This is a genomic window from Citrobacter sp. Cpo148 (assembly GCF_030332375.1).
Classification (GTDB): domain Bacteria; phylum Pseudomonadota; class Gammaproteobacteria; order Enterobacterales; family Enterobacteriaceae; genus Citrobacter; species Citrobacter portucalensis.
This window is the reverse complement of record NZ_JAOWHY010000040.1, coordinates 240,624-266,712: the sequence shown is the minus strand read 5'-3', so window position 1 is coordinate 266,712 and position 26,089 is coordinate 240,624. Positions and strand designations below refer to the sequence as shown.

Annotated in this window: 19 protein-coding genes and 1 pseudogene; 5 read left to right on the top strand and 15 right to left on the bottom strand. The window is 52.9% G+C overall.

Features of this window, described 5'->3' with window-relative positions:
• Positions 1–34 precede the first annotated feature (34 nt).
• A complete protein-coding gene (gene hpt, locus OGY10_RS05465) occupies positions 35–571 on the bottom strand; it encodes a hypoxanthine phosphoribosyltransferase (protein ID WP_003018658.1) in 537 nt (178 codons plus the stop codon).
• Positions 572–774: 203 nt separating this feature from the next.
• On the opposite strand from hpt, the gene OGY10_RS05460 reads away from it, so the two are divergent.
• A complete protein-coding gene (locus OGY10_RS05460) occupies positions 775–3,165 on the top strand; it encodes a glucose/quinate/shikimate family membrane-bound PQQ-dependent dehydrogenase (RefSeq protein WP_032941710.1) in 2,391 nt (796 codons plus the stop codon).
• A gap of 34 nt (positions 3,166–3,199) precedes the next feature.
• On the opposite strand, the gene OGY10_RS05455 is transcribed toward OGY10_RS05460, so the two are convergent.
• Together OGY10_RS05455 and cueO are read right to left on the bottom strand one after the other, a co-directional pair.
• Positions 3,200–3,721, bottom strand: a complete 522-nt coding sequence (locus OGY10_RS05455) for a hypothetical protein (protein ID WP_032942383.1) — start codon at positions 3,719–3,721, stop codon at positions 3,200–3,202.
• A gap of 121 nt (positions 3,722–3,842) precedes the next feature.
• Complete coding sequence (cueO, locus tag OGY10_RS05450; RefSeq protein WP_125362725.1) at positions 3,843–5,459, bottom strand: multicopper oxidase CueO; 1,617 nt, start codon at positions 5,457–5,459, stop codon at positions 3,843–3,845.
• Between the two features lie 153 nt (positions 5,460–5,612).
• On the opposite strand from cueO, the gene OGY10_RS05445 reads away from it, so the two are divergent.
• A complete protein-coding gene (locus OGY10_RS05445; protein ID WP_032941691.1) occupies positions 5,613–5,960 on the top strand; it encodes a YacC family pilotin-like protein in 348 nt (115 codons plus the stop codon).
• 30 nt (positions 5,961–5,990) lie between these two features.
• Here OGY10_RS05445 and OGY10_RS05440 read toward each other — a convergent pair whose 3' ends face one another.
• The 6 genes from OGY10_RS05440 to acnB form a co-directional block, all read right to left on the bottom strand.
• Entirely contained in the window at positions 5,991–6,758 is a 768-nt protein-coding gene (locus OGY10_RS05440; RefSeq protein ID WP_008786221.1) for a DeoR/GlpR family DNA-binding transcription regulator, read from the bottom strand.
• Positions 6,759–6,767: 9 nt separating this feature from the next.
• Entirely contained in the window at positions 6,768–7,751 is a 984-nt protein-coding gene (locus tag OGY10_RS05435) for a D-threonate 4-phosphate dehydrogenase (protein WP_081003606.1), read from the bottom strand.
• Positions 7,741–9,012: a D-threonate kinase gene (gene dtnK, locus OGY10_RS05430; protein WP_125362726.1), complete on the bottom strand. Its 1,272-nt coding sequence runs from the start codon at positions 9,010–9,012 to the stop codon at positions 7,741–7,743. Before dtnK ends, OGY10_RS05435 begins: the two co-directional genes overlap by 11 nt.
• The gene (locus OGY10_RS05425) at positions 9,009–9,962 is read right to left on the bottom strand and encodes a 2-keto-3-deoxygluconate permease 1 (protein ID WP_048214928.1); all 954 of its coding nucleotides are present in this window, start codon (positions 9,960–9,962) and stop codon (positions 9,009–9,011) included. The genes dtnK and OGY10_RS05425 overlap by 4 nt, the downstream gene beginning before the upstream one ends.
• 180 nt (positions 9,963–10,142) lie before the next feature.
• A complete protein-coding gene (yacL, locus tag OGY10_RS05420; RefSeq protein WP_020996227.1) occupies positions 10,143–10,505 on the bottom strand; it encodes a protein YacL in 363 nt (120 codons plus the stop codon).
• Between the two features lie 174 nt (positions 10,506–10,679).
• Entirely contained in the window at positions 10,680–13,277 is a 2,598-nt protein-coding gene (acnB, locus tag OGY10_RS05415; protein WP_057067418.1) for a bifunctional aconitate hydratase 2/2-methylisocitrate dehydratase, read from the bottom strand.
• 448 nt (positions 13,278–13,725) lie between these two features.
• On the opposite strand from acnB, the gene OGY10_RS05410 reads away from it, so the two are divergent.
• Positions 13,726–15,312, top strand: a complete 1,587-nt coding sequence (locus OGY10_RS05410) for a DUF3300 domain-containing protein (RefSeq protein WP_191226411.1) — start codon at positions 13,726–13,728, stop codon at positions 15,310–15,312.
• Between the two features lie 10 nt (positions 15,313–15,322).
• Complete coding sequence (locus tag OGY10_RS05405) at positions 15,323–16,117, top strand: DUF2950 family protein (RefSeq protein ID WP_191226412.1); 795 nt, start codon at positions 15,323–15,325, stop codon at positions 16,115–16,117.
• Positions 16,118–16,183: 66 nt separating this feature from the next.
• Here the strand turns inward: OGY10_RS05405 and traT are convergent.
• From traT to pdhR, 6 genes and pseudogenes are all read right to left on the bottom strand, one after another.
• Positions 16,184–16,375, bottom strand: a pseudogene (traT, locus tag OGY10_RS05400) (complement resistance protein TraT); the annotation flags it as partial.
• A 59-nt stretch (positions 16,376–16,434) separates the two neighbouring features.
• Positions 16,435–16,719: a hypothetical protein gene (locus OGY10_RS05395; RefSeq protein WP_032942376.1), complete on the bottom strand. Its 285-nt coding sequence runs from the start codon at positions 16,717–16,719 to the stop codon at positions 16,435–16,437.
• Between the two features lie 270 nt (positions 16,720–16,989).
• Positions 16,990–18,414: a dihydrolipoyl dehydrogenase gene (gene lpdA, locus OGY10_RS05390; RefSeq protein ID WP_003829486.1), complete on the bottom strand. Its 1,425-nt coding sequence runs from the start codon at positions 18,412–18,414 to the stop codon at positions 16,990–16,992.
• A gap of 175 nt (positions 18,415–18,589) precedes the next feature.
• On the bottom strand, positions 18,590–20,476 hold the full coding sequence (aceF, locus tag OGY10_RS05385; protein ID WP_191226413.1) for a pyruvate dehydrogenase complex dihydrolipoyllysine-residue acetyltransferase: 1,887 nt from the start codon (positions 20,474–20,476) through the stop codon (positions 18,590–18,592).
• Between the two features lie 14 nt (positions 20,477–20,490).
• Positions 20,491–23,154, bottom strand: coding sequence for a pyruvate dehydrogenase (acetyl-transferring), homodimeric type (gene aceE / locus OGY10_RS05380; RefSeq protein WP_048214932.1), 2,664 nt, complete (start codon positions 23,152–23,154; stop codon positions 20,491–20,493).
• Between the two features lie 163 nt (positions 23,155–23,317).
• Positions 23,318–24,082: a pyruvate dehydrogenase complex transcriptional repressor PdhR gene (gene pdhR / locus OGY10_RS05375; RefSeq protein ID WP_003018699.1), complete on the bottom strand. Its 765-nt coding sequence runs from the start codon at positions 24,080–24,082 to the stop codon at positions 23,318–23,320.
• Between the two features lie 564 nt (positions 24,083–24,646).
• Between pdhR and aroP the strand changes: the two genes are divergently transcribed.
• The gene (aroP, locus tag OGY10_RS05370; RefSeq protein WP_008786209.1) at positions 24,647–26,020 is read left to right on the top strand and encodes an aromatic amino acid transporter AroP; all 1,374 of its coding nucleotides are present in this window, start codon (positions 24,647–24,649) and stop codon (positions 26,018–26,020) included.
• The last annotated feature ends 69 nt before the right edge of the window (positions 26,021–26,089 follow it).

Here is a 26,089-nt window from a genome sequence, read left to right as displayed (position 1 = left end):
CCTACAAACCTGCGCCATCAGGCGCTCTAGCCAGTTACTCGTCCAGCAGCACCACTTTGCCAACGTACGGCAGATGGCGATAACGCTGGGCATAGTCAATGCCGTAACCGACCACAAACTCATCAGGAATTGAGAAGCCGATAAACTCGACCGGAACATTCACTTCACGACGAGAAGGTTTGTCCAGCAGCGTACAAATAGCCAGGGATTTCGGCTCGCGCAGGCTCAGAATTTCACGCACTTTGGACAGCGTATTGCCGGAGTCGATGATGTCTTCGACAATCAGCACGTCCTTGCCACGAATGTCTTCATCCAGGTCTTTCAGAATTTTAACATCACGCGTGGTAGACATTCCGCTGCCATAGCTGGATGCCGTCATGAAATCGACTTCGTGAGAGACATGCACTTCACGGCACAGATCCGCCATAAACATAAATGAGCCACGTAACAGACCAACCAGCACCATATCGCTGCCGCTGTCCTTGTAACGTTCGTTAATCTGACGCCCCAGTTCAGCAATACGCGCTTTGATCTCCGCTTCCGGGATCATGACTTCAACAGTATGTTTCATATATCTAACCATATGATTTAAAAACAAATCACTTAATGCTTACTTTAAATAAGCCAGCATCTAAGCGCAAGGCACGCAGTATACCAGCAAAAGCATTCATACGCGGCATCTGTTGATAAAGTTCATAATGTGACAATGGTCACGCGTTTTAGCTCCTATAATTAACTGCTATTAAAGAAATAACACATGTGATGGTATTTTTTATGGCAAATAACAACGTACGTTCTCAACGGCTTATCGTGACCCTGAGCGCCGTATTCGCGGCACTTTGTGGACTGTATCTCCTGATTGGCGGAGGTTGGCTCGTCGCCATTGGCGGCTCTTGGTATTACCCGATCGCGGGCCTCGCCATGCTCGGTGTGGCGCTTCTTTTATGGCGCAGTAAACGCTCTGCCCTTTGGCTGTATGCCGCCCTGCTTCTCGCCACCATGCTTTGGGGCGTATGGGAGGTCGGATTTGATTTCTGGGCGCTGACGCCGCGTAGCGACATCCTGGTTTTCTTTGGTATCTGGCTTATCCTGCCTTTCGTCTGGCGTCGCCTTATTATCCCTTCCAGTGGCGCAGTAGCGGGGCTGGTGGTGGCCCTGCTGATTAGCGGCGGTATCCTGACCTGGGCTGGCTTCAACGACCCACAAGAGGTTCACGGAATGTTGAGTGCTGATGCCACCGTGGCCGAGGCTATCTCTCCGGTTGCCGATGAAGACTGGCCTGCTTACGGCCGCAATCAGGAAGGTCAACGCTACTCTCCGTTGAAACAAATCAACGCAGACAACGTTCATCAGTTGAAAGAAGCCTGGGTATTTCGTACCGGGGATTTAAAACAACCCAACGATCCCGGTGAAATCACCAATGAAGTCACGCCCATAAAAGTAGGCGATACCCTTTATCTGTGTACCGCCCACCAGCGACTTTTTGCCCTGGACGCAGCCAGCGGTAAAGAGAAGTGGCATTTCGATCCTCAACTTAATACCAATACCAGCTTCCAGCACGTAACTTGTCGCGGCGTTTCCTATCATGAAGCCAGACCGGATACGGCTTCAGCAGAGGTGATGGCCGACTGTCCGCGCCGTATCCTTTTGCCGGTCAATGATGGACGACTGTTTGCATTGAATGCCGAGACCGGCAAGCCATGTGAAACCTTCGCCAATAAAGGCATTTTGAATCTGCAGACCAATATGCCGGATACCACGCCGGGTCTGTATGAGCCGACATCACCGCCCATCATCACTGATAAAACCATTGTGATTGCCGGATCGGTGACTGATAACTTCTCCACCCGCGAAACCTCCGGCGTTATCCGTGGCTTCGATGTGAATACCGGTAAGCTGCTGTGGGCGTTCGACCCAGGCGCCAAAGATCCTAATTTCATTCCTTCAGATGAACATACCTTCACCTTTAACTCGCCGAACTCCTGGGCGCCTGCGGCCTACGACGCGAAGCTGGATCTGGTATATCTGCCCATGGGTGTCACCACGCCGGATATTTGGGGCGGTAACCGCACACCGGAGCAGGAACGTTATGCCAGCTCCATCCTGGCGTTAAATGCCACTACCGGGAAATTGGCCTGGAGCTATCAGACCGTTCACCACGATCTGTGGGATATGGACTTACCGGCGCAGCCAACTCTGGCGGATATCAACGTCAACGGAGAGAAAGTTCCGGTCATTTACGCCCCGGCAAAAACCGGTAATATCTTTGTGCTCGACCGCCGTAATGGTGAACTGGTGGTGCCAGCCCCGGAAAAACCGGTGCCGCAAGGTGCAGCCAAAGGTGATTATGTCAGCAAAACCCAGCCGTTCTCCGACCTCAGCTTCCGTCCGCATAAAGATCTCAGTGGCGCGGATATGTGGGGCGCAACCATGTTTGACCAGTTGGTGTGCCGCGTAATGTTTCATCAGTTGCGCTATGAGGGCATTTTTACCCCACCTTCAGAGCAGGGCACACTGGTGTTCCCGGGTAATCTCGGCATGTTCGAATGGGGCGGCATCTCTGTTGATCCTAACCGTCAGGTCGCCATTGCCAACCCAATGGCGCTGCCGTTTGTTTCGAAGCTGATCCCACGCGGTCCCGGCAACCCAATGGAACCGCCAAAAGACGCCAAAGGTACAGGCACGGAGTCCGGTATTCAGCCGCAATACGGCGTACCGTTCGGCGTAACGCTTAATCCGTTCCTTTCACCATTTGGCCTACCGTGTAAGCAGCCAGCATGGGGTTATATCTCCGCGGTGGACCTGAAAACCAATCACGTGGTGTGGAAAAAACGTATAGGTACACCGCAGGACAGCATGCCGTTCCCAATGCCGGTTCCGGTGCCGTTCAATATGGGGATGCCGATGCTGGGCGGACCTATCTCAACCGCGGGGAACGTGCTGTTTATCGCCGCGACTGCAGATAACTATCTGCGTGCGTACAACATGAGTAACGGTGAAAAACTGTGGCAGGGCCGTCTGCCGGCCGGTGGTCAGGCAACGCCGATGACCTATGAAGTGAACGGTAAGCAGTATGTGGTGATTTCCGCTGGGGGCCACGGCTCATTTGGTACGAAGATGGGCGATTATATCGTGGCATACGCGTTGCCGGACGACGCGAAGTAAAATGGTTAACGCCCGCGATTCAGCGGGCGTTTTTTTATTCAAACTTCAGTGACAGTAGCGACGCTTTTGCGGCTTCCTGATACTGAGCCACCAGATCTTTGGTCATATTGAAGGAGACCTGCACCGCTTTCTCATTTTGCGAGGTAATCAGCAGCATATTGAGAATTTCAGTATCCGGCGCTTGAGAACGGAAGGTAATCAGCCACGCTTTATGCCCATCAACCGTGACAGGTTCGGCCTGCGGATTGAAGTTGGTCAGCATCTTCAGCGTCGCATCCTTTGCCATATCCAACTGAGCGGCAGGCAATGCGTTGCGCCCGGCGGTAATACCTAAAGACGCTTTACCGCGTTCGTCACCGTAAATCACCTGTGGACGGTTTTCAGAAGGGTATTTGATTTTTGCCATTTCGTCCGGCATCGGCGTGAGCGTCTGAGGAATTTCAAGGCTTAAATTCAGTTTTGAAATCTGTTGGCGTTCCATCTTCATCGCAGCTTGTGCCGAAACCGCCAGAAGCATAATAAAAGATGCCGTCAGTACTTTACGCAAAAGGGTCATGCATACCTCGTGATAAGTGATTAACCTCATCAGTATATGCATGCTTCTACTGGACGATAGGGTAATAATCCGTTTTTGGAATAAACATTTAGCGGATAGCGCCACCGCTATCCGCCGCTGTTTATACGGTGAAGCCGAGCATCATCCCGGTATCTTCATGCTCTAACAGATGGCAATGCGCCATATAGGCATGCTCTTTTGGCGCGTCGTGGTCAAACTTCACTAACACCTCGCTCACGCCGCCTTCTACCCGCACAGTGTCCTTCCATCCCGCGCGGTGTGCGGCAGGTGCTTTGCCATTCTCAGACAGAATACGGAACTGCGTGCCGTGAATGTGGAACGGATGCAGCATCATGTCGCCCTGGCCGGAAATCACCCAGCGTTCGTGCTGACCTTTCGCCGCGGCAAACATCGGTTTATTCATATCAAATGCCTGGCCATTAATCCGGTTGGCATTATGGAAGTCGAATGATCCATGCTTCATGTTGCCCATGTCGCCATGCTGCATATTCCCCATCTTACCGTGGTTCATATTGCCATGATTCATATTGCCGTGGCCCATATTGTCATTATTCATATGGCCCATCATCTTCCCATGATCCATACCCGCCATGGCCTGACCGCCGTATTTCTTCATCAGCATTTGCATGCCCATCATATCGAGCATCGGATCCATCGACAGCTGCAGCTTGCGCACCGTCAGCCCTTCCAGTGACGGCAGCGATGGCATGGATGTCAGCGAATCTGGCAGCGTGCCGGAAGCGGTAATCAGCAACGGTTGAACGCGCATGACTGGATGCGGCTTATCGAATGGCGCAATCGCCATCCCCATCTGGCTGACTGGCAGAGTGACCAGATCAAAAGCTTTGCCGTCGCTCACATCCACCAGCACTTCAAAGCGCTCGCCCATCAGCATAGGAAGCTCGGTCACTTTTACCGGTTCCGCCAACAGTCCGCCGTCGCTGGCAATGACGTACAAAGGACGATTGTCGCTGGCCGCAATGTTCAGTGAGCGTGCGTTACAACCATTCAACAGACGCAAGCGCAGCCAGCCGCGCGGTGCCGCATGCTGAGGATAAATCGCCCCGTTGGTCAGCAGCGTATCGCCAAACCAGCCGACGGCGGCGGTCATGATGTCCAGTTGATAATCAACCTGCCCATCAGCAGAGAACTGTTTGTCTTGAATGATCACCGGCACATCATCAATGCCCCACTGCTTAGGCAGCAGCAGCTTGCGAATCTCTTCATCTTCAATCAGCACCAGTCCGGCCAGTCCCATCGCTACCTGACGACCGGTCTTTCCATGCTGATGCGGGTGGAACCAGCAGGTTGCCGCCCTCTGATCCGGCGTGAAGGTCACCGAACGTTTCCCGCCCGCCGGGATAATGCCTTGCGGTCCACCGTCGACTTCACCGGGGATTTCCAGGCCGTGCCAGTGCAACGTCGTCTCTTCGGCAAGCTGGTTATGGATATCCACGGTCACCGACTGCCCTTTGTTCAGCTTGACCGCAGGTCCGAGTAAATTGCCGTTATATCCCCATGTGGTAGCAGTTTTACCTGCAAAGCTCGACTGCCCGGCTTGTGCAATCAACTGAATGCGATTAGAAGCATCGGCGGTTAACAGGTCTGGAATGGGTAATGCGGGACGGTCTGCGGCGAATACGCTACGGCTCCACAGAGGTAATGCTGACGCGACGCCCAGCGCCACGGAGTACTTTAAAAAGTCACGACGTTGCATAATCACTTCCTTATATTCAGCAGCTTAAGCAGGCTATCTTTTAAGCATAAGCCTTCCCCTTACGGGAAGGTCAAGTAAACGGCTAATAATAAAGGTCGTCGCTTCGCTCGCAGTGTGCTAACGTTTAAATTCCGTGATGCAGTGGTAGAAGCAATGAAGACGTTTTTCAGAACAGTTTTGTTCGGCACCCTGATGGCCGTATGCGCAAATAGCTACGCGCTCAGCGAGTCCGAAGCCGAAGATATGGCCGATTTAACGGCAGTTTTTGTTTTTCTGAAAAATGACTGTGGATACCAGAATTTGCCAAATGGGCAGATCCGTCGCGCACTGGTCTTTTTTGCCCAGCAAAACCAGTGGGACCTGAGCAATTACGACACCTTCAACATGAAGGCACTGGGTGAGGACAGCTATCGCGATCTCAGCGGTATCGGCATCCCAACAGCAAAGAAATGCAAAGCGCTGGCGCGTGACTCTCTGAGCCTGCTGGCCTACGTTAAATAATCTCCGGCGCAATCAGGGTTGAGATTGCCGTTACTCTGGCTGTACCAGCGTCAGGGCAACGGATTGCGCTTTTAATTCAGTCTGCGCGTTTGGCGGTAGATTCACATCGGTAACAACATCGGTAAAGCAACTAAGCGGCGCGACGTTAAATAACGAATGTGCGCCGTACTTACTGCTATCCGCCAGCAATACCTTCCGTTGGGCATTCGCAATAATTTCCTGCTTTAATCCCGCTTTGTCTTCCGTTGGCGTGGTTACACCCTTTTCCATACTCCAGGTGTTACAGCTCATAAAAGCAATATCAGGATAGACGCTGCGCAACATTTTCCGGCCAAACTCACCAATACAGGACTGGCTGCTGTCATCGATGCGTCCACCGACGATCGTCACCTCTATCTGACGGAATTCTGACAAAAACAGGGCAATATGCAGATCAACGGTAATCACTCGCAGCGGCAAATGAGTCAGACATTTTGCCAGCTCCAGCATTGTGGTACCGGCATCAAGCACCACGGCATCACCCGCACGCACCATTGAGGCAGCAAAACGCGCAATCGCCCGTTTCTCAGCAGGCGATCGCAGTTGCTTTTCGTTTGTGGTTGGCTGCGCAGCTTCAAAGCGTCGTAACGCAACACCGCCGTGGCTGCGGCTGATCACACCCTGTTCATCCAGCTTGATGAGATCGCGCCTGATCGTTGCTGGAGAGGCGTCAACCGCGTCAACCAACTGTTCCACGGTAACCAGCGTATGATTTTTCAAATACGCCACAATCTTATCCAGACGGTGTTGCCCTTTCATAACAGTAAATTACGCCAGTTGCATTGCCAGTTTAATCGATACGGCCATGCTCTCAGATTTTGCTTTTCCCGTCCAGGCGATATCAAATGCCGTACCGTGATCGGCAGAGGTACGAATAAACGGTAAACCTGCTGTGATATTTACACCATCATAGAAACCCAGCAATTTCAGCGGGATATGCCCCTGATCGTGGTACATCGCCACCACCATGTCATACTGACCTTCATAAGCCTGTAAAAACACGGTATCCGGCGGGCACGGACCGTAAACATCCATCCCCTTCGCTCTCATATTCTCAATCGCGGGTCCGACAATACGAATTTCCTCATCGCCAAACAGGCCATTCTCTCCGGCATGTGGATTCACCCCCGCAACGGCAATACGCGGGTGTGCAAAGCCTACGCGCTTCAGGAAGGTATCTGCGATACCAATCACCGTTTCGACACGTTGCCCATTGAGCGTATCAAGGAATTTGCGCAGTGCGATATGCGTCGAAACATGGATAACTTTCAGCTTATCGGTGTACAGCACCATCGCATAGTCGCGGCTTTCGGTTAGCGTTGCCAGCAGTTCGGTATGTCCAGGATAATTGTGTCCGCCGAGATGCAGCGCTTCTTTGTTCAACGGCGCGGTCGCGATGGCATGTACATCCCCCTTCATCGCCAGTTCAGTCGCCCGCTTCACACAGCGATAGGCCAGATCGCCCGCCTGCGCCTGCACTGTACCAGGGACCAGTTCGTCAGGTTTCGCCAGCGGTTCATCAATCACATGAATCGTATCTGGCGTGAATCTGGCATCGGCGACCTGTTCAATAGCGCGAAATGTTACTCCGTCAGCCAGCCCCTGAGCCTGTAACCGCTGCAGCGTTTTTAGGCACCCAACCACCACCAGCGGTGCACCATTAAGTTCATCTTCGCGTAGCGCTTTAACAATAATTTCCGGACCAATCCCCGCCGGATCTCCCATCGTAATCGCAATTGTTTTAGTTACCACGGTACATCTCCTCAATAAAATACAGCGCATCGCAAAGGGTCGTATCAGAACCGAATCCACCCGCTTTGGTAATAACCGGCAAGTCGTCAATCTCGCTATTCACAAACGTTCCGCACGGAATACAGGGGGCGACCTCACTGTGGATGCGATACCCTTCAGCACCCAACGCACTGGCGACCGCCGTGGCAATATCGCCTCCGGTCAGGAACAATCCGCCGATACGTGCTTGTTCAATAATGCGCAGCGTTATCTCCCCTAGACGCTGACTCAGCAGTTCTCCCAACTGCTGGCGACTCATCCCCACGTTGAAACACAGCGTGTCGATCATGTCCCGGTCTTCTGCACATCGACTGGTGCGTAAGATCGTGTGCTGCTGCTGGCTCAGTTGCGCGCAAGCCTGTTCAATAACAGAGTCCATTTCCGGTGCAAATGACGATGCAACCAACCGCGCGGCATCGATATCAACGACTTTTGCCCGACCTTGACACACTGCTTTTTCCACCTGACGTCGCGTTGCCTCACTCATTGAGCCAGCCACAACCAACACCGGTAATTCCTGCTTTTCTTGCATAAACGTTGCGGCCGGTAGCGCATTGGCCAGCCCTGCCGCCCCTACGAGCAGCGGCATCTGTTTTTGCTCACAAACCGCCTGTGCAATGAGCGCGAGATCTCGCTCTTCCATGGCATCCACCACCACCATACATTCGCCGGCTTTTGCAAAAGCGCTCAGCAGCGCACTCAAACTTCCCCGACGCACATCCACCAGCGACACCTCATGTACAGGGACATCGCTTTGCAGTGCGACCAGTTCAGCAATACGCGAAGAGTGAATGGGCGTTTTTGGATCGCTGGCGAATTCCGTTTCCAGCAGCGGCACACCATGGACCAGGCACAAGCCATCCTGCGTGGTGCGCCCGGCAGCAGGAATTGCCGCCGCAATCACGGCCAGCGTCCGACCGGCTGTACGCATGGCTGCAGTGACTTCAGCCCCCACATTGCCACGAAATGTCGAGTCTATTTTTTTGTATACCAGCGGTGTTGCTTCGCCCTCACACCATGGTGCTAACGCTTGTTGTACAGCCGCGGCGGCCTGCGTTGCCGGCATCGCCCGGCTTTCCGTATTGATGACCAGAACATCGGCGCGGCGCGACGGTTTCTGCGCTGGGGTCAGCATTACTTCGGTACGCGCCCCTTTTTTCGCCAACTGTACGCCGGTATCGTTAGAGCCCGTAAAGTCATCGGCGATAACGATCATTTTCATGCTTTCTTCTCCTGCACGGTCTGACGAGACTGCCTTTTCGCGACCCACGACGTAAGAATTGGCGTCAGAATAGCGGTTGTAATGACTGACGCAGCGATCAGCGGCGCTGCCGCAGCGGCAACCTCTGCCAGCGAGGGATCGGCCTGTGCTATGGCCAGTGGCGTCGCGACGGCGTTCCCCGCAGTACTGGATGCCGCAGCACCAGCAATACCACTCCCGCCTACCAGACGATCGGCACGAATGTTAAAGAAGCCGCCCACAAAGGTGGTCAGCACACCCAGCAGAATGCCCGCCAGACCACCTTGCAGCAGCATTTCCAGGTTAATACCGGCTCCAAGTGCAAACGCAAAGAAAGGAATGAGCAGTGGACCGCCTTTGGTCAGGAAGTCACGCATATTGGCGTCGAGGTTACCGAGGATCATGCCAACCACCAGCGGAACAAGAACCGCCACCAGCGCCATGATAGGAATATTTGCCATACCCGCCGCGCCCAGCGCGATCATGGTAAAGAAAGGCCCGTCATTCAGAGACAAAATGGAGATCGCACCGACATCACGTTCATTGCCAAACTCGCCAACCAGCGCCGCGTAAAGCCCGCCATTGGAGTTACTCATTGCCGCAATAATGGCAACACCGCTTAAGCCAAAGATGCCCTCCGCGCCAAACAGGTGTTCAACCCCGAGACCAATTGCAATCGCGACCAGTAACTTGGTCAGCGTAATCGTGCCGCCTTGTAGCAAAGCTTGCGGCGCCGCCTTTACGCTAATTCCCGCCCCCATACAGAGCAGGAACGCGCCAATCAAGGGAGCCGCGCCATTTTTAAATAAAGCCGTGGTGAATCCACCGATCTGCAACGCCTGCGGGGCAAAAGTGTTGATAATGGCACCGATAACCAACGGCACAACCATCATGCCGCCGGGTACGCGTTCTATTGCCTTCTTGATGTTCATGGTCTTCCCGCCTGTTGTTATGTTGTGATTAAATAAAATCACAACGATTATATTCAATCAAAATAAGATCACAAACGCGGCAGATCACAGTTTTTGAATGATTAATAAAAATCAAATAATCATTCGGATGAAAAAAAAGCCGGGTTTGTCTCACCCGGCTTCATTGATATCTGAAATATCTCAGGATTGATGCACAAATTCGCGGTATGCCGCCACAACCTGAAGAAAGTCCTCTACACCACAGAGCGAAAAACTTTCTTCGTCGTAGTAGCTCATCCCCTCTTCCATCTCATCGCCAGAGAACTCCAGCTGATTAGCGCGAACCATCACTTCTTCGCCATCCAGCCAGAGCGTGTATTCATGCCCTGCTCGCTGCCAGGAGCGCTCACTGCCCTTAACCGCACGCGCTGCCTGTTCCACTTCATCAAGTAAGGCCAGGTTTTCTTTCACTTCCTCATTAAACCAGTGCCCCACCACCTCGTGGCCCATGGACATACGCACTTTTACCACCCCGGTAATATCGCGCAGAAATTCGTAATCCATAATGTCTTCCTCTACTCCCGGCAATGCGCCAATACCGCATTGCGCCTTGCTGTAATTATCGCAGCAGCGCGGCAGAAAAAAAGCGTAGTGGGTATAAGGAATAGAAATAAAAATGCCCGGAGAAGCAGACTTCTCCGGGCATTGATGCGTTTTTACACAAAATGCTTTAGGGCATTACACCGCGGTCTGGAAAATCACACCATCGGCTTTCTCGGTGTACTGAGACAGCTGGTCGAAGTTCAGATAACGGTAAGTATCTACGGCCGTTTTATCTACCTGCGCCACATAGGTCTGGTACTCTTCCGCCGTCGGCAGTTTGCCGATCAGCGCCGCAACCGCCGCCAGCTCCGCAGAAGCCAGGTAGACGTTCGCTCCGGTACCTAAACGGTTCGGGAAGTTACGGGTAGAGGTCGACACCACCGTTGCGCCGTCGGCTACACGCGCCTGGTTACCCATGCACAGAGAGCAGCCTGGAATTTCGATACGCGCACCGCTCTTACCGAACACGCTGTAATAACCTTCTTCGGTCAGCTGTGCCGCATCCATACGGGTTGGTGGAGCCACCCACAGACGCGTTGGCAGTTGGCCTTTGTGCGCATCCAGAAGCTTACCAGCGGCACGGAAGTGGCCGATGTTAGTCATGCAGGAGCCGATGAACACTTCGTCGATCTTCTCGCCCTGTACGTCAGACAGCAGACGCGCATCGTCCGGATCGTTCGGTGCACACAGGATTGGCTCTTTGATATCCGCCAGATCGATGTCGATCACTGCCGCGTATTCTGCGTCAGCGTCGGCTTCCAGCAACTGCGGATCCGCCAGCCATTTTTCCATGCCCTGCACACGACGTTCCAGCGTACGGCGATCGCCGTAACCTTCTGCGATCATCCACTTCAGCAGAACGATGTTAGAGCTCAGATACTCAACGATCGGCTCTTTGTTCAGCTTGATGGTACAACCGGCAGCAGAACGTTCAGCGGAGGCGTCGGTCAATTCGAACGCCTGCTCTACTTTGAGATCCGGCAGACCTTCGATTTCAAGAATGCGGCCAGAGAAGATGTTCTTCTTACCTTTCTTCTCAACGGTCAGCAGACCCTGTTTGATCGCGTACAGCGGGATGGCGTGTACCAGATCGCGCAGGGTGATACCCGGTTGCATTTTGCCTTTGAAACGCACCAGAACGGATTCCGGCATATCCAGCGGCATCACGCCGGTCGCCGCAGCAAACGCCACCAGACCAGAACCTGCCGGGAAGGAAATACCAATCGGGAAACGGGTATGGGAGTCACCACCGGTACCTACGGTATCCGGCAGCAGCATGCGGTTCAGCCAGGAGTGAATAACGCCGTCGCCCGGACGCAGCGACACACCGCCGCGGTTCATGATGAAGTCTGGCAGCGTGTGATGCGTGTTCACGTCCACCGGCTTCGGATAGGCCGCGGTGTGGCAGAAGGACTGCATCACCAGATCAGCAGAGAAGCCCAGACACGCCAGGTCTTTCAGTTCGTCACGGGTCATAGGGCCAGTGGTATCCTGAGAACCGACGGAGGTCATCTTCGGTTCGCAGTACGCGCCCGGACGGATGCCTTTCACGCCGCAAGCGCGGCCAACCATTTTCTGTGCCAGGGAGAAGCCACGGCTGCTTTCCGCCACGTCTTTCGCCTGACGGAATACGTCGCTGTGCGGCAGGCCCAGCGCTTCGCGCGCCTTGGTGGTCAGGCCACGACCGATGATCAGCGGGATACGGCCACCGGCGCGTACTTCGTCGATCAGGACTTCGGTTTTCAGCTCAAAGCTTGCCAGCAGTTCGCCGGTTTCGTGGTTGCGTACTTCGCCTTTGAACGGGTAAACGTCAATCACGTCGCCCATGTTCATGTTCGACACGTCCACTTCAATCGGCAGTGCGCCCGCATCTTCCATGGTGTTGAAGAAGATAGGTGCAATTTTGCCGCCGAGGCACAGGCCGCCGCCACGCTTGTTCGGCACATGAGGAATGTCGTCACCCATGAACCACAGCACGGAGTTGGTTGCGGATTTACGCGAAGAACCGGTACCGACAACATCACCCACATAAGCCAGCGGGTAACCTTTTTTCTGCAATTCTTCGATCTGTTTGATCGGGCCAACCACGCCCGGCTGATCCGGTTCGATACCTTCACGGGCGTTTTTCAGCATCGCCAGCGCGTGCAGAGGGATATCCGGGCGAGACCATGCATCCGGTGCCGGAGAAAGGTCATCGGTGTTGGTTTCACCCGTCACTTTAAAGACGGTAACGGTGATTTTTTCAGCCAGAGCTGGACGGTTCAGGAACCATTCGGCATCAGCCCAGGATTGCATTACCTGCTTCGCATATTCGTTGCCCGCTTTGGCTTTTTCTTCTACATCGTAGAAGTTATCGAACATCAGCAGCGTTGAAGAGAGCGCTTTGGCGGCAATCGGCGCCAGTTTTGCATCGTCCAGCGCGTCGATCAGCGGATGAATGTTGTAGCCACCCTGCATGGTGCCCAGCAGTTCAATGGCTTTTTCTGGGGTAACCAGCGGGGAGGTGGTGTCGCCTTTTGCGACAGCGGCGAGAAAACCAGCTTTAACATAAGCGGCTTCATCTACGCCAGGAGGAACGCGGTTGATCAACAGGTCTAACAGGAATTCTTCTTCGCCCACAGGCGGGGTCTTCAGCAGCTCGACAAGTGCAGCCATTTGGGTTGCGTCTAAAGGTTTTGGCACAATCCCCTGGGCAGCACGCTCAGCTACGTGCTTACGGTATTCTTCTAGCACGACGATATCTCCTCGCTCTCATTGTCATAATGCGGCGCTTTTGTAGATGGGCGATTCTCTTCACGCTCCTGTGAGACAGTAGTTAGTAGGGTAAATGCCCGGTACCGCATAAGGCACAATAACAGGATTTTCATTAAGTGTTAATCCGTTTACAAAAAAGCAACATAAAAAATTGGCTGAATCGTTAAGAATGGTATAGCGACAAGGCGAGGTGAAATTAAGTCAGCTTAAAACCACCCATAAACGGTTAATTTTCAAGCACGATCGGCTGAATATTCCAGCGATTTTTCCGCCATCACATATAATTGTGTAATAAATACTCACACTCTTTTTTCGGACCTACCTGGTGAATCAACCATAAAAGTCAAAACTGTCTAACACGGGTGAATAATACTCGCGGCAACAGGAACGCCTCACGGCACAGCGCTCGTCTCGTTGGAGTCATTTTATGAAGTTGCCCCTTAAGCCACATCTGCTTGTCCTTTTGTGCAGTGCCGGGCTGTTTGCCGCCTCTGGCGTGATGTTTGTTAAAAGTCGCACAACGGAGCCTGCTGCTCCGGCCCCCGTTGCGCAGCAACCGTCAACACCGGCCCCAGCTCCCGTAGCGGCCCCCGCCCCGGTAGAGCAAACTGCGCCCGCCGTGGCACCAACCTACTCAGCAGCACAAATCGATCAGTGGGTTGCGCCTATCGCGCTCTATCCAGACTCGCTGTTGTCGCAAATTTTGATGGCCTCAACCTATCCGGCTAACGTCATCCAGGCCGCACAGTGGTCAAAAGACAATCCCAAAATGCAGGGCGATGCCGCCATTCAGGCCGTGGCCAGCCAGCCCTGGGATCCCAGCGTGAAATCGCTGGTCGCTTTTCCTCAGTTGATGTCGCTGATGGGTGAAAATCCGCCGTGGGTACAAAGCCTGGGCGATGCTTTCCTCGCACAGCCGAAGGACGTCATGGATTCCGTTCAACGTCTGCGTGTACTGGCGCAACAAACCGGCGCGCTGCAATCAACACCGCAACAGACCGTCACCACCGTGACCAAAGCGGCACCGGCGAAAACCGCCACCAGCACGTCGACGACCAGCACTACCACCACGACAAGCCCTACTGTCATCAAGATTGAATCCGCCGATCCGCAGGTGGTGTACGTTCCAACCTATAACCCGAACACGGTTTACGGTACCTGGCCGAATACCGCCTATCCGCCAACCTATCTGCCACCAACGCCCGGTGAGCAATTTGGTAACAGCTTCGTCAATGGTTTAGGCTTCAGCCTTGGTGTCGCCACAACCTATGCCATCTTCAGCAACATCGACTGGGATGACGACGACGACCACCATCATAATGATGACTGGGATAACCATGGCGGCTATAACCGCAACGGTGATAACAACATCAACATTAACGTTGATAACTTCAATAAAATCAGTGGTCAGCGCCTGACAGATGCCAACCGTACCTGGCAGCATAATCCGGCCTACCGTGAGGGTGTGCCTTACCCAAATAGCCAGCTCAATAACCGCTTCCACTCCACTAACACGGCAACCGGGTTAAGTTCGACCCAGCAAAGACCGGTCAACCGTGATAGCCAGCGTCAGGCAGCCCTGAGCCAGATGGAAAAATCGACGGGGAAAACATTCCCGCAAACGGCGCGTACGGGCACGAGAGACGCCCAGCGTCAGGCATCGAATCAACAACTGAAGCAAATTTCCCAACGTAATAACTACCGCGGTTACGATACCAAACCGCAAACCGCGAAGCGGACGAGCACTCAGCAGCGGGAGAATCGCCAGGCAGTCGCCCAGCGACAGGAGAAACGGGTCACGCAACCGGCGCAGCAACGCAATGTACAACAGCGCAATCTTCAACAGCGAACCAGCCAGCCACGCGCCAATGCGCTGAGCGGTAACGACAGTCGCTCCGCCAGCTGGCAGGCACAGCAACAGCGAGGTGCCCAGAGCCGGCAGGTCGCCCGTAATCAGCCATCGCGCCAGCCTTCTGGCGGGCGTGCTGAACACCGTGAATTCCGTCATCGTTAAGGGAACCGACATGAAAAATAAACTACTCAGTGGAATGGTGTTGTTCATGGTTTCGGCCACCGCGATGGCACAACAATCCTTCAGCACACCAGACCAGGCAACAGATGCGCTGGCAAACGCTATCAGTGAGCAAAATGAAAGTGCAATGAGCAACCTGCTCGGGGAAAACTGGCGTGATTTTCTGCCGCCAGAAGGCGTCGATCCTGATGCGGTTGATCGCTTCCTGCGTGACTGGAAGGTACGCCATAGCACTGTCATCGACGGCAATACGGCGCATCTTGTGGTTGGGGACAGCGACTGGCAACTGCCAATCCCGGTCGTCAAAAACGCTTCAGGCTGGCAATTTGATATCAAGGAAGCAGCCGAAGAGATCCTGACCCGTGAGATTGGACGCAACGAACTTGCTGCCATTGAGGCGTTGCACGCCTATGTGGATGCCCAGCAGAGCTATTTTTCGATGAACCAGAAATACGCGCAAAAGATTGTCAGTTCTGAAGGGAAAAAGGATGGTCTGTACTGGCCTGTTTCGCCGGGCGAAGCGCCAAGCCCGCTTGGCCCAGCCTTCAGTCCACAGGAGCCGGGCATGGGCTATCACGGCTATCGCTTCCGGATCCTTCCCGATAAAACCAGCGGTTTTGCCATGGTAGCCTGGCCCGTTAGCTACGATCACACCGGCGTGATGAGTTTTATGATTAACGGTGAAGACAAAGTCTACCAGGCCGATCTCGGTGTTGAATCACAGCAGAAAGCACAAGCGTTAGCCACATTCCATCCGGATAAAAACTGGCAACCTGTAGCGCCCTGATACCGAGTCGGAAGGTTAGTAGGCCGGGTAAGGCATAGCCGCCCCCGGCAACCCCAACAAATTAAATGCAGCAACTTTATCCGTTGTCACTTTAGCTTTGCTGCACATAGAGATTTGCAGGTCAGTAACCATGGTGTAGTTCACCTCTTCCACCATCGCATCCGCAGCCATGCCGATCAGCCCCGCCGCGATACCACCACCCAGCGTCGCACCAGAGGTGTTGCTGTTATAAGCGGTGGTTATCGCACCACAACCAGCCAGCGTCATTGCCCACACGCTCACGTCAGCGTGGATTTGTCTGACGTGAGCTCGGAGAGTTAATTCTGATGCGGCATTAATTCAGGATAACCTTTAAACGCCGGCTTAGTGCTGATAAGTGCTATTTCGTCAGCTCGAATGCTGCCAGAGTTTGTTGCCCATACACCTTCCTGTGTCTGGTTAATCTGCTGATGCTGCGCATTCAAATTTTGTCCCATTGCCGCAATATGTGTGCTTTCGGTACCACCGCTGTTGGTAGCCCATGGAATGACGGCATCCTGCGCCAACGCCATGCCGGAAATAAACACGGTAGTTATTACTGCTGCTTTTAAAAAACGTTTCATCATTTCCCCTCCCAATTTATTTTCACGCTATTAGTTTATAGGGTTATTAATTTCATCTAATGACAAGATAAGGTTATTTATTTCTTGTGAAACAGTATGTTGATTTGGAAAGCTGATTTCATGCGGTTCGGGAGTTTGATGCAGTACGGTAAAAAACATTTTCTGGCAATTCGGCTAGTTACCTTAATCTTTGCCAGATCTTGACACTATTATGTAACAAATACATAAAAAAAAGCGGCCATTCAGCCGCTTTTTATCATTTCGGAAAAATTACTTTTTCTTCGCTTTCGGGTTTGGCAGGTCGGTAATGCTACCTTCAAAGATTTCTGCCGCCAGGCCCACGGACTCGTGCAGAGTCGGGTGCGCGTGGATGGTCAGCGCGATATCTTCTGCGTCACAACCCATTTCGATCGCCAGACCGATTTCGCCCAGCAGCTCGCCGCCGTTGGTACCGACAATCGCACCACCGATAACACGGTGAGATTCTTTGTCGAAAATCAGTTTGGTCATACCGTCTGCGCAATCGGAAGCGATAGCACGACCAGAAGCAGCCCACGGGAAGGTGGCGGTTTCGTAGCTGATACCTTTTTCTTTCGCTTCTTTCTCGGTCAGACCAACCCATGCAACTTCTGGTTCAGTGTATGCAATGGATGGGATAACTTTCGGATCGAAGTAGTGTTTCTTACCGGCGATAACTTCAGCGGCAACGTGACCTTCATGAACACCTTTGTGTGCCAGCATCGGCTGACCGACGATATCGCCGATAGCAAAGATGTGCGGCACGTTGGTGCGCAGCTGTTTGTCAACGCGGATGAAGCCACGGTCGTCAACTTCCACGCCAGCTTTGCCCGCGTCGAGGTTTTTACCGTTCGGTACACGACCGATAGCGACCAGCACAGCATCGTAACGCTGAGCTTCGGCAGGGGCTTTTTTGCCTTCCATGGAAACGTAGATACCGTCTTCTTTCGCTTCAACGGCGGTCACTTTGGTTTCCAGCATCAGGTTGAACTTCTTGCTGATGCGCTTGGTGAAGACTTTAACCACGTCTTTGTCGGCAGCCGGGATAACCTGGTCGAACATTTCAACCACGTCGATCTCTGAACCCAGCGCATGGTACACGGTACCCATTTCCAGACCGATGATACCGCCGCCCATTACCAGCAGGCGCTTAGGAACAGTTTTCAGTTCCAGTGCATCGGTGGAATCCCATACGCGCGGATCTTCATGCGGAATAAACGGCAGTTCGATCGGACGGGAACCCGCCGCGATGATTGCGTTGTCGAAGTTGATCACGGTTTTGCCGTTTTCGCCTTCAACTTCCAGGGTGTTTGCCCCGGTAAATTTACCCAGACCGTTAACCACTTTCACTTTACGGCCTTTGGCCATACCCGCCAGACCGCCGGTCAGCTGAGTGATAACTTTTTCTTTCCAGGTACGAATCTTGTCGATATCGGTTTTCGGCTCGCCAAAAACGATACCGTGTTCAGCCAGCGCTTTGGCTTCTTCGATAACTTTTGCTACGTGCAGCAGCGCTTTAGAAGGGATACAGCCGACGTTCAGACAAACACCGCCAAGGGTGCTGTAACGTTCTACGATGACGGTCTCCAGACCTAAATCTGCGCAACGGAAGGCAGCAGAGTAACCTGCAGGGCCTGCCCCAAGTACCACGACCTGAGTTTTGATTTCAGTGCTCATCATGACCTCTTAATTTATACCCGTCGTCCAGCGGGTCGTTCTATCCGCCCGTATTTTACAAAATTGTTAACAATTTTGAAACAACAAACGGCAACCGATTTGTCTTTCGCACAATAACCTCACTGACTTCATGAGATTACCAGAAAAAAGCCGGCCGTCGGGCCGGCTTTTTCGCTTACATCACCAGGCGGCGAATGTCAGACAGCATGTTGTTGATGATGGTGATAAAGCGCGCACCATCCGCACCGTCAATTACACGGTGGTCGAAGGAGAGCGAAATCGGCATCATCAGACGCGGCATAAACTCTTTACCGTTCCACACTGGCTCCATAGAGGACTTGGAGACACCGAGGATAGCCACTTCCGGCGCGTTCACAATCGGCGCGAAGTGGGTAGTACCCAGGCCACCGATGCTGGAGATGGTGAAGCAACCGCCCTGCATTTCGCCAGCGGTCAGCTTGCCATCACGCGCTTTCTTGGAGATCACGGTCAGTTCACGAGACAGCTCGGTAATGCTCTTCTTGTTCACGTCTTTGAAGACCGGAACAACCAGACCATTCGGAGTATCAACCGCTACACCGATGTTGATGTATTTCTTCAGGGTCAGGCGCTGACCGTCTTCAGACAGGGAGCTGTTGAAGCGCGGCATCTGTTCCAGAGCTGCGGCAACGGCTTTCATGATGAAGACTACTGGGGTGAATTTCACGTCCAGTTTACGTTTTTCAGCTTCGGCGTTCTGCTGTTTACGGAACGCTTCCAGATCGGTGATATCGGTCTTATCGAAGTGAGTAACGTGCGGGATCATCACCCAGTTACGGCTCAGGTTAGCACCAGAGATTTTCTGGATACGGCCCAGTTCCACTTCTTCGATTTCACCAAACTTGCTGAAGTCCACTTTCGGCCAAGGCAGCATGCCCGGGATACCGCCACCTGCTGCTGCCGGAGCCGCTTCAGCACGCTTGATAGCGTCTTTCACGTAAGCCTGAACGTCTTCACGCAGGATACGACCTTTACGGCCAGAACCTTTCACTTTCGCCAGGTTCACACCGAATTCGCGCGCCAGGCGACGAATCAGCGGCGTTGCATGAACGTAAGCGTCGTTCTCAGCAAACTCAGATTTGCCTTCCGCTTTCGCTGTCGGAGCTGCGGCTTGCGCAGGTGCTGGTGCAGCGGCCGGAGCCGGAGCAGCTGCTTGCGCAGGAGCGGCTGCAGGTGCTGCGCCTTCGACTTCGAAGACCATAATCAGAGAACCGGTTTTAACTTTGTCGCCGGTGCTGATTTTGATTTCTTTCACGGTACCCGCGAACGGTGCCGGAACTTCCATCGACGCTTTATCGCCTTCAACGGTGATCAGTGACTGTTCAGCGGCAATTTTATCGCCCACTTTAACCATCACTTCAGTGACTTCAACTTCGTCACCACCGATATCCGGTACGTTAACTTCTTTCGAGCCGGAAGCAGCCGGAGCCGCCGCTGCTGCTGGAGCAGCCGCCTGAGCCGGTGCTGCAGCAGGCGCTGCGCCCGCCACTTCGAAGACCATAATCAGGGAACCGGTAGACACTTTGTCACCCGTGTTGATTTTGATCTCTTTGACGGTACCTGCGAACGGCGCCGGAACTTCCATAGAGGCTTTGTCACCTTCAACGGTGATCAGAGACTGTTCGGCCGCAACGGTGTCGCCCACTTTAACCATGATCTCGGTAACTTCAACTTCGTCGCCGCCGATGTCCGGTACGTGTACGTCTTTCGCCGCAGAGGCAGCAGGTGCTGCTGCCGGAGCCGCTTCTTTCTTCTCTTCTGCCTGAGCAGGTGCAGCTGCTGCTGCACCGTCGGCGGAATCGAAAATCATGATCAGTTTGCCGGTCTCAGTTTTGTCGCCAACAGAGACTTTGATCTCTTTAACGATACCCGCCTGAGGAGACGGAACTTCCATAGAAGCTTTGTCGCCTTCTACGGTGATCAGCGACTGTTCAGCTTCAACTTTGTCGCCCACTTTGACCAGGATCTCGGTGATTTCAACTTCATCAGCCCCGATGTCCGGTACATTGATTTCGATAGCCATTATTCTTTTACCTCTTACGCCAGACGCGGGTTAACTTTATCTGCATCGATGTTGAATTTGATGATTGCGTCTGCAACCACTTTCTTATCGATTTCGCCACGTTTAGCCAGTTCGCCCAGGGCCGCTACAACCACGTAGGAAGCATCAACTTCGAAGTGGTGACGCAGGTTTTCACGGCTGTCAGAGCGACCGAAACCGTCAGTACCCAGTACGCGATAATCATCAGCCGGTACATAAGTACGAACCTGTTCGGCAAACAGTTTCATATAGTCAGTAGATGCTACTGCCGGAGCGTCGTTCATCACCTGAGCGATGTACGGAACGCGCGGAGTTTCCATCGGGTGCAGCATGTTCCAGCGCTCACAATCCTGGCCATCACGCGCCAGTTCAGTGAAGGAAGTTACGCTGTAAACGTCAGAGCCTACACCGTAGTCGTTCGCCAGAATCTGTGCTGCTTCACGCACGTGACGCAGGATAGAACCGGAGCCCAGCAGCTGAACTTTACCTTTCTTACCTTCGAGGGTTTCGAGTTTGTAGATACCTTTACGGATACCTTCCTCGGCACCTGCTGGCATTGCCGGCATGTGGTAGTTTTCGTTCAGCGTGGTGATGTAGTAGTAAACGTTCTCTTGTTTCTCACCGTACATACGCTCCAGACCATCGTGCATGATGACCGCAACTTCGTACGCGTAAGACGGATCGTAAGAGATACAGTTCGGGATAGTCAGAGACTGAATATGGCTGTGACCATCTTCGTGCTGCAGACCTTCACCGTTCAGCGTCGTACGACCGGAAGTACCACCAATCAGGAAGCCACGAGCCTGTTGGTCGCCTGCCTGCCAGCACAGGTCACCAATACGCTGGAACCCGAACATGGAGTAGTAGATGTAGAACGGGATCATCGGCAGATCGTTGGTGCTGTAAGAAGTCGCAGCAGCCAGCCAGGATGCGCCTGCACCCAGTTCGTTGATACCTTCCTGCAGGATCTGACCTTTCTCGTCTTCTTTGTAGTAAGCAACCTGCTCACGGTCCTGCGGGGTGTACTGCTGACCGTTCGGGCTGTAGATACCAATCTGACGGAACAGACCTTCCATACCGAAAGTACGCGCTTCGTCAGCGATGATCGGAACCAGACGATCTTTGATCGACTTGTTCTTCAGCATCACGTTCAGGGCACGAACGAAAGCGATAGTGGTGGAGATTTCTTTGTTCTGCTCTTCCAGCAGCGCACCGAAGTCTTCCAGAGCTGGCAGTTCCAGCTTCTCGGTGAAGTTCGGCTGACGAGCTGGCAGGTAGCCATGCAGTTTCTGACGCTGAGCGTGCAGATAAGTGTGCTCTTCAGAACCTTCCGGGAAGGTGATGTAAGACAGGTTTTCAACCTGCTCATCGGTCACAGGAACGTTGAAACGGTCGCGAATATAACGCACGCCGTCCATGTTCATTTTCTTAACCTGGTGAGCGATGTTTTTACCTTCAGCAGTGTCACCCATGCCGTAACCTTTGATGGTATGGGCCAGGATTACAGTTGCTCTGCCTTTGGTTTCCTGCGCTTTTTTCAGTGCAGCGTAGACTTTCTTCGGATCGTGACCACCACGGTTCAGAGCCCAAATCTGCTCGTCAGTCCAGTCAGCAACCAGTGCTGCGGTTTCCGGGTATTTACCGAAGAAGTGCTCACGTACGTATGCACCATCTTTGGATTTGAAGGTCTGGTAGTCGCCGTCAACGGTTTCGTTCATCAGCTGGATCAGTTTACCGCTGGTGTCTTTACGCAGCAGCTCATCCCAACGACCGCCCCACATGACTTTGATAACGTTCCAGCCAGCGCCCGCGAAGATGCCTTCCAGTTCGTTAACAATCTTGCCGTTACCGGTTACCGGGCCGTCAAGACGCTGCAGGTTACAGTTGATAACAAAGACCAGGTTGTCCAGTTTTTCACGGGTCGCGATGGTGATCGCACCTTTAGATTCTGGCTCATCCATCTCGCCGTCGCCCAGGAAGGCGTAAACGGTCTGTTTAGAGGTATCTTTCAGGCCACGGTGTTCCAGATATTTCAGGAATTTAGCCTGGTAGATAGCACCGATTGGGCCCAGACCCATAGATACGGTCGGGAACTGCCAGAATTCTGGCATCAGTTTCGGGTGCGGGTAGGAAGACAGGCCTTTGCCATGTACTTCCTGACGGAAGTTGTTCATCTGCTCTTCAGTCAGACGACCTTCCAGGAATGCGCGTGCGTAGATGCCCGGAGAGATGTGACCCTGGAAGTACACCAGATCGCCGCCATCTTGCTCGTTGCGTGCGCGGAAGAAGTGGTTGAAGCAAACATCATATACCGTTGCGGAGGACTGGAAGGATGCCATGTGGCCACCCAGCTCGAGGTCCTTTTTAGACGCGCGCAGTACGGTCATAATGGCGTTCCAGCGGATAGCAGAACGAATACGACGTTCCAGCTCCAGATTGCCCGGGTATTCCGGTTCATCTTCAACGGCAATAGTGTTTACATAATTGCTGGCCCCTGCACCTGCCGCTACTTTCACGCCGCCTTTGCGAGCTTCTGAAAGCAGTTGGTCGATCAGATACTGAGCACGCTCAACACCTTCTTCACGGATGACCGATTCGATCGCCTGTAGCCAGTCGCGAGTTTCGATCGGATCCACGTCATTTGGGAAACGTTCTGACATGGGGGTATTCCTTATCTATCTAATACGTTGAGTTATCTGGAACCTGTCCCATTACGTTCTCGCCAGAGAGCGTAATAAGACAGGTTCTGCGTTTAGTTGCCGCGCACTTTATATGGCGCTTGATTTACAACATCTTCTGGTTAACGTTCTACCAGAAAAATCACTAATTCTTTCGTTGCTCCAGACGGCGTAAGGCGCGTTCACGACGGCTTTCCTCACGGCTTCTGTCCAGCAGGATCTCTTCGATAAACGCCAGGTGACGGTGGGACGCTTCACGCGCCTCTTCCGGCTTCCCGGCAATAATTGCTTCAAAAATACGGGTACGGTGACTGCTAACCAGTGGCAGCATTTCACGACGCGCATACAGCAATTCGAAGTTTTGCCGAACGTTCTGGGCCAGCATCGGCTCCATACACCTTAGCAAATGGAGCAGCACCACATTGTGTGCCGCTTCGGTGACAGCAATTTGATACTGGAGTACCGCATCAGATTCGCCGTCAAGATCGCCGGACTGTTGAGCAAGCTCGATCGCATGGTGGAGTTCACGGATACGCGTTTTGTCTTCATCCGTGCTGCGCAGTGCAGCGTAATAAGCCGCAATACCTTCCAGCGCATGGCGCGTCTCAAGCAGGTCAAACTGGGATTCAGGATGGTCGGAGAGCAGCTCTACCAGTGGGTCGCTAAAGCTCTGCCACAGGCTGCTCTGAACAAAAGTGCCACCGCCCTGACGACGAAGCAGTAAGCCCTTCGCTTCAAGGCGTTGGATCGCCTCGCGTAAGGAGGGGCGGGAGACGTCGAACTGTTTTGCCAGCTCGCGTTCCGGTGGGAGTTTTTCTCCGGGGCGAAGTGTCCCCTCAAGAATTAAAAACTCCAGCTGCTGCTCAATCACATCGGAGAGTTTTGGTTGGCGGATTTTGCTGTAGGCCATGATTTCCTGTCTTAAGCCATTTGCCCGGAGTCAATTGGTCTTACCAATTTCATGTTCTTGACGCTAAAGTAACAAAGTATTCACCTTCTGTCCATACAGGTTTTGATTGAAATCAGTAAAGGAGGCATATTTTAACAACATTACAGAAATAACGTTTCAAACATGTAACTATGCACAAATGTTAAATTTACCCACCTCGGGGTAGTTTTAACGGAATTGAAACGAAAAATTATCTCATCTGAACCGATTCACCTGCTTATTTATCGATATATCAACCACTATTAATGAATAAAAATTCAAAATGGAAATTTTGTGGTAGATAAACTCGCATTTACAAATGGTTTCTTTTTATTCAACTCGTCATCTTCCCCGCATAAAGCAGGTGCATTCGCGCTCGCATATCATTATTCTGATCAAGACAAAAGTATTAAGGCAACATTTTATCAAAAGCATCTGTAAACAAATTAATACAACAAACGGAATTGCAAACTTACACACGCATTGCTGCGTAGTTCAAAATATAAGCACTCGAAATATGAAGAGTAAAACCACACACGAGGTTTCATGATGGAAAGTCAACAGCATGGCGATCAGCTCAAGCGCGGCCTTAAGAACCGCCATATACAGCTAATCGCGCTGGGTGGCGCGATTGGTACCGGGTTATTCCTCGGTAGCGCATCCGTTATCCAGTCTGCAGGACCGGGTATTATTCTGGGTTACGCTATTGCCGGCTTTATCGCCTTTTTGATTATGCGTCAGTTAGGTGAAATGGTGGTTGAAGAGCCCGTTGCAGGCTCATTTAGTCACTTTGCTTATAAATACTGGGGCGGTTTCGCGGGGTTCTCTTCCGGCTGGAACTATTGGGTGCTGTACGTGCTGGTTGCCATGGCAGAGCTAACTGCCGTGGGTAAATACATCCAGTTCTGGTACCCGGAGATCCCAACATGGGTGTCTGCGGCTGCCTTCTTTGTGCTGATCAACGCCATCAACCTGACCAACGTGAAAGTGTTTGGTGAGATGGAGTTCTGGTTCGCCATTATTAAAGTCATTGCCGTCGTAGCGATGATCCTGTTCGGCGGCTGGTTACTGTTTAGCGGTAACGGCGGCCCGCAGGCCAGCGTCAGCAACCTGTGGGACCAGGGAGGCTTCCTGCCGCATGGCTTCACCGGTCTGGTGATGATGATGGCTATTATTATGTTCTCTTTCGGTGGGCTGGAGCTGGTCGGGATCACCGCAGCAGAAGCGGATAACCCGGAGCAAAGCATTCCCAAAGCGACTAACCAGGTTATCTACCGTATCCTGATTTTCTATGTGGGTTCGCTGGCGGTTCTGCTTTCCCTGATGCCGTGGACGCGTGTCACGGCGGATACCAGCCCGTTTGTCCTTATTTTCCACGAACTGGGCGACACCTTTGTTGCTAATGCCCTGAACATCGTAGTGCTGACTGCCGCCCTTTCTGTCTATAACAGCTGCGTATACTGCAACAGCCGTATGCTGTTCGGTCTGGCACAGCAGGGCAATGCGCCGAAAGCGCTGATGAACGTAGATAAACGCGGTGTACCGGTGAACACCATTCTGGTTTCCGCACTGGTGACGGCTCTGTGTGTGCTGATCAACTACCTGGCACCGGAATCCGCCTTTGGCCTGCTGATGGCGCTGGTGGTTTCCGCACTGGTGATCAACTGGGCAATGATTAGCCTGGCACACATGAAGTTCCGCAAAGCCAAACAGCAGCAGGGTGTTACCACCCGCTTCCCGGCGCTGCTCTATCCGCTGGGTAACTGGGTGTGCCTGATTTTCATGGCTGCAGTACTGGTGATTATGCTGATGACGCCGGGTATGGCGATCTCGGTGTACTTAATCCCTGTATGGATTGCCATTCTTGGCATCGGCTACCTGTGTAAACAAAAAACGGCCGGCGCGGTTAAAGCGCATTAATCCCCCCCTCCCCCCACCTGCGTCAGGTGGGGGTTGTTACCTGCCTCACACTTTCCCACTCACGACTGT

Coding starts and splice junctions, on each gene's coding strand:
- pdhR (WP_003018699.1), bottom strand. CDS start 24,082: ATGGCCTACAGCAAAATCCGCCAACCAAAACTCTCCGATGTGATTGAG.
- OGY10_RS05410 (WP_191226411.1), top strand. CDS start 13,726: ATGAAGTTGCCCCTTAAGCCACATCTGCTTGTCCTTTTGTGCAGTGCC.
- OGY10_RS05440 (WP_008786221.1), bottom strand. CDS start 6,758: ATGAAAGGGCAACACCGTCTGGATAAGATTGTGGCGTATTTGAAAAAT.
- lpdA (WP_003829486.1), bottom strand. CDS start 18,414: ATGAGCACTGAAATCAAAACTCAGGTCGTGGTACTTGGGGCAGGCCCT.
- OGY10_RS05425 (WP_048214928.1), bottom strand. CDS start 9,962: ATGAACATCAAGAAGGCAATAGAACGCGTACCCGGCGGCATGATGGTT.
- OGY10_RS05445 (WP_032941691.1), top strand. CDS start 5,613: ATGAAGACGTTTTTCAGAACAGTTTTGTTCGGCACCCTGATGGCCGTA.
- hpt (WP_003018658.1), bottom strand. CDS start 571: ATGAAACATACTGTTGAAGTCATGATCCCGGAAGCGGAGATCAAAGCG.
- dtnK (WP_125362726.1), bottom strand. CDS start 9,012: ATGAAAATGATCGTTATCGCCGATGACTTTACGGGCTCTAACGATACC.
- aroP (WP_008786209.1), top strand. CDS start 24,647: ATGATGGAAAGTCAACAGCATGGCGATCAGCTCAAGCGCGGCCTTAAG.
- OGY10_RS05405 (WP_191226412.1), top strand. CDS start 15,323: ATGAAAAATAAACTACTCAGTGGAATGGTGTTGTTCATGGTTTCGGCC.
- yacL (WP_020996227.1), bottom strand. CDS start 10,505: ATGGATTACGAATTTCTGCGCGATATTACCGGGGTGGTAAAAGTGCGT.
- aceE (WP_048214932.1), bottom strand. CDS start 23,154: ATGTCAGAACGTTTCCCAAATGACGTGGATCCGATCGAAACTCGCGAC.
- OGY10_RS05395 (WP_032942376.1), bottom strand. CDS start 16,719: ATGAAACGTTTTTTAAAAGCAGCAGTAATAACTACCGTGTTTATTTCC.
- OGY10_RS05455 (WP_032942383.1), bottom strand. CDS start 3,721: ATGACCCTTTTGCGTAAAGTACTGACGGCATCTTTTATTATGCTTCTG.
- OGY10_RS05460 (WP_032941710.1), top strand. CDS start 775: ATGGCAAATAACAACGTACGTTCTCAACGGCTTATCGTGACCCTGAGC.
- cueO (WP_125362725.1), bottom strand. CDS start 5,459: ATGCAACGTCGTGACTTTTTAAAGTACTCCGTGGCGCTGGGCGTCGCG.
- aceF (WP_191226413.1), bottom strand. CDS start 20,476: ATGGCTATCGAAATCAATGTACCGGACATCGGGGCTGATGAAGTTGAA.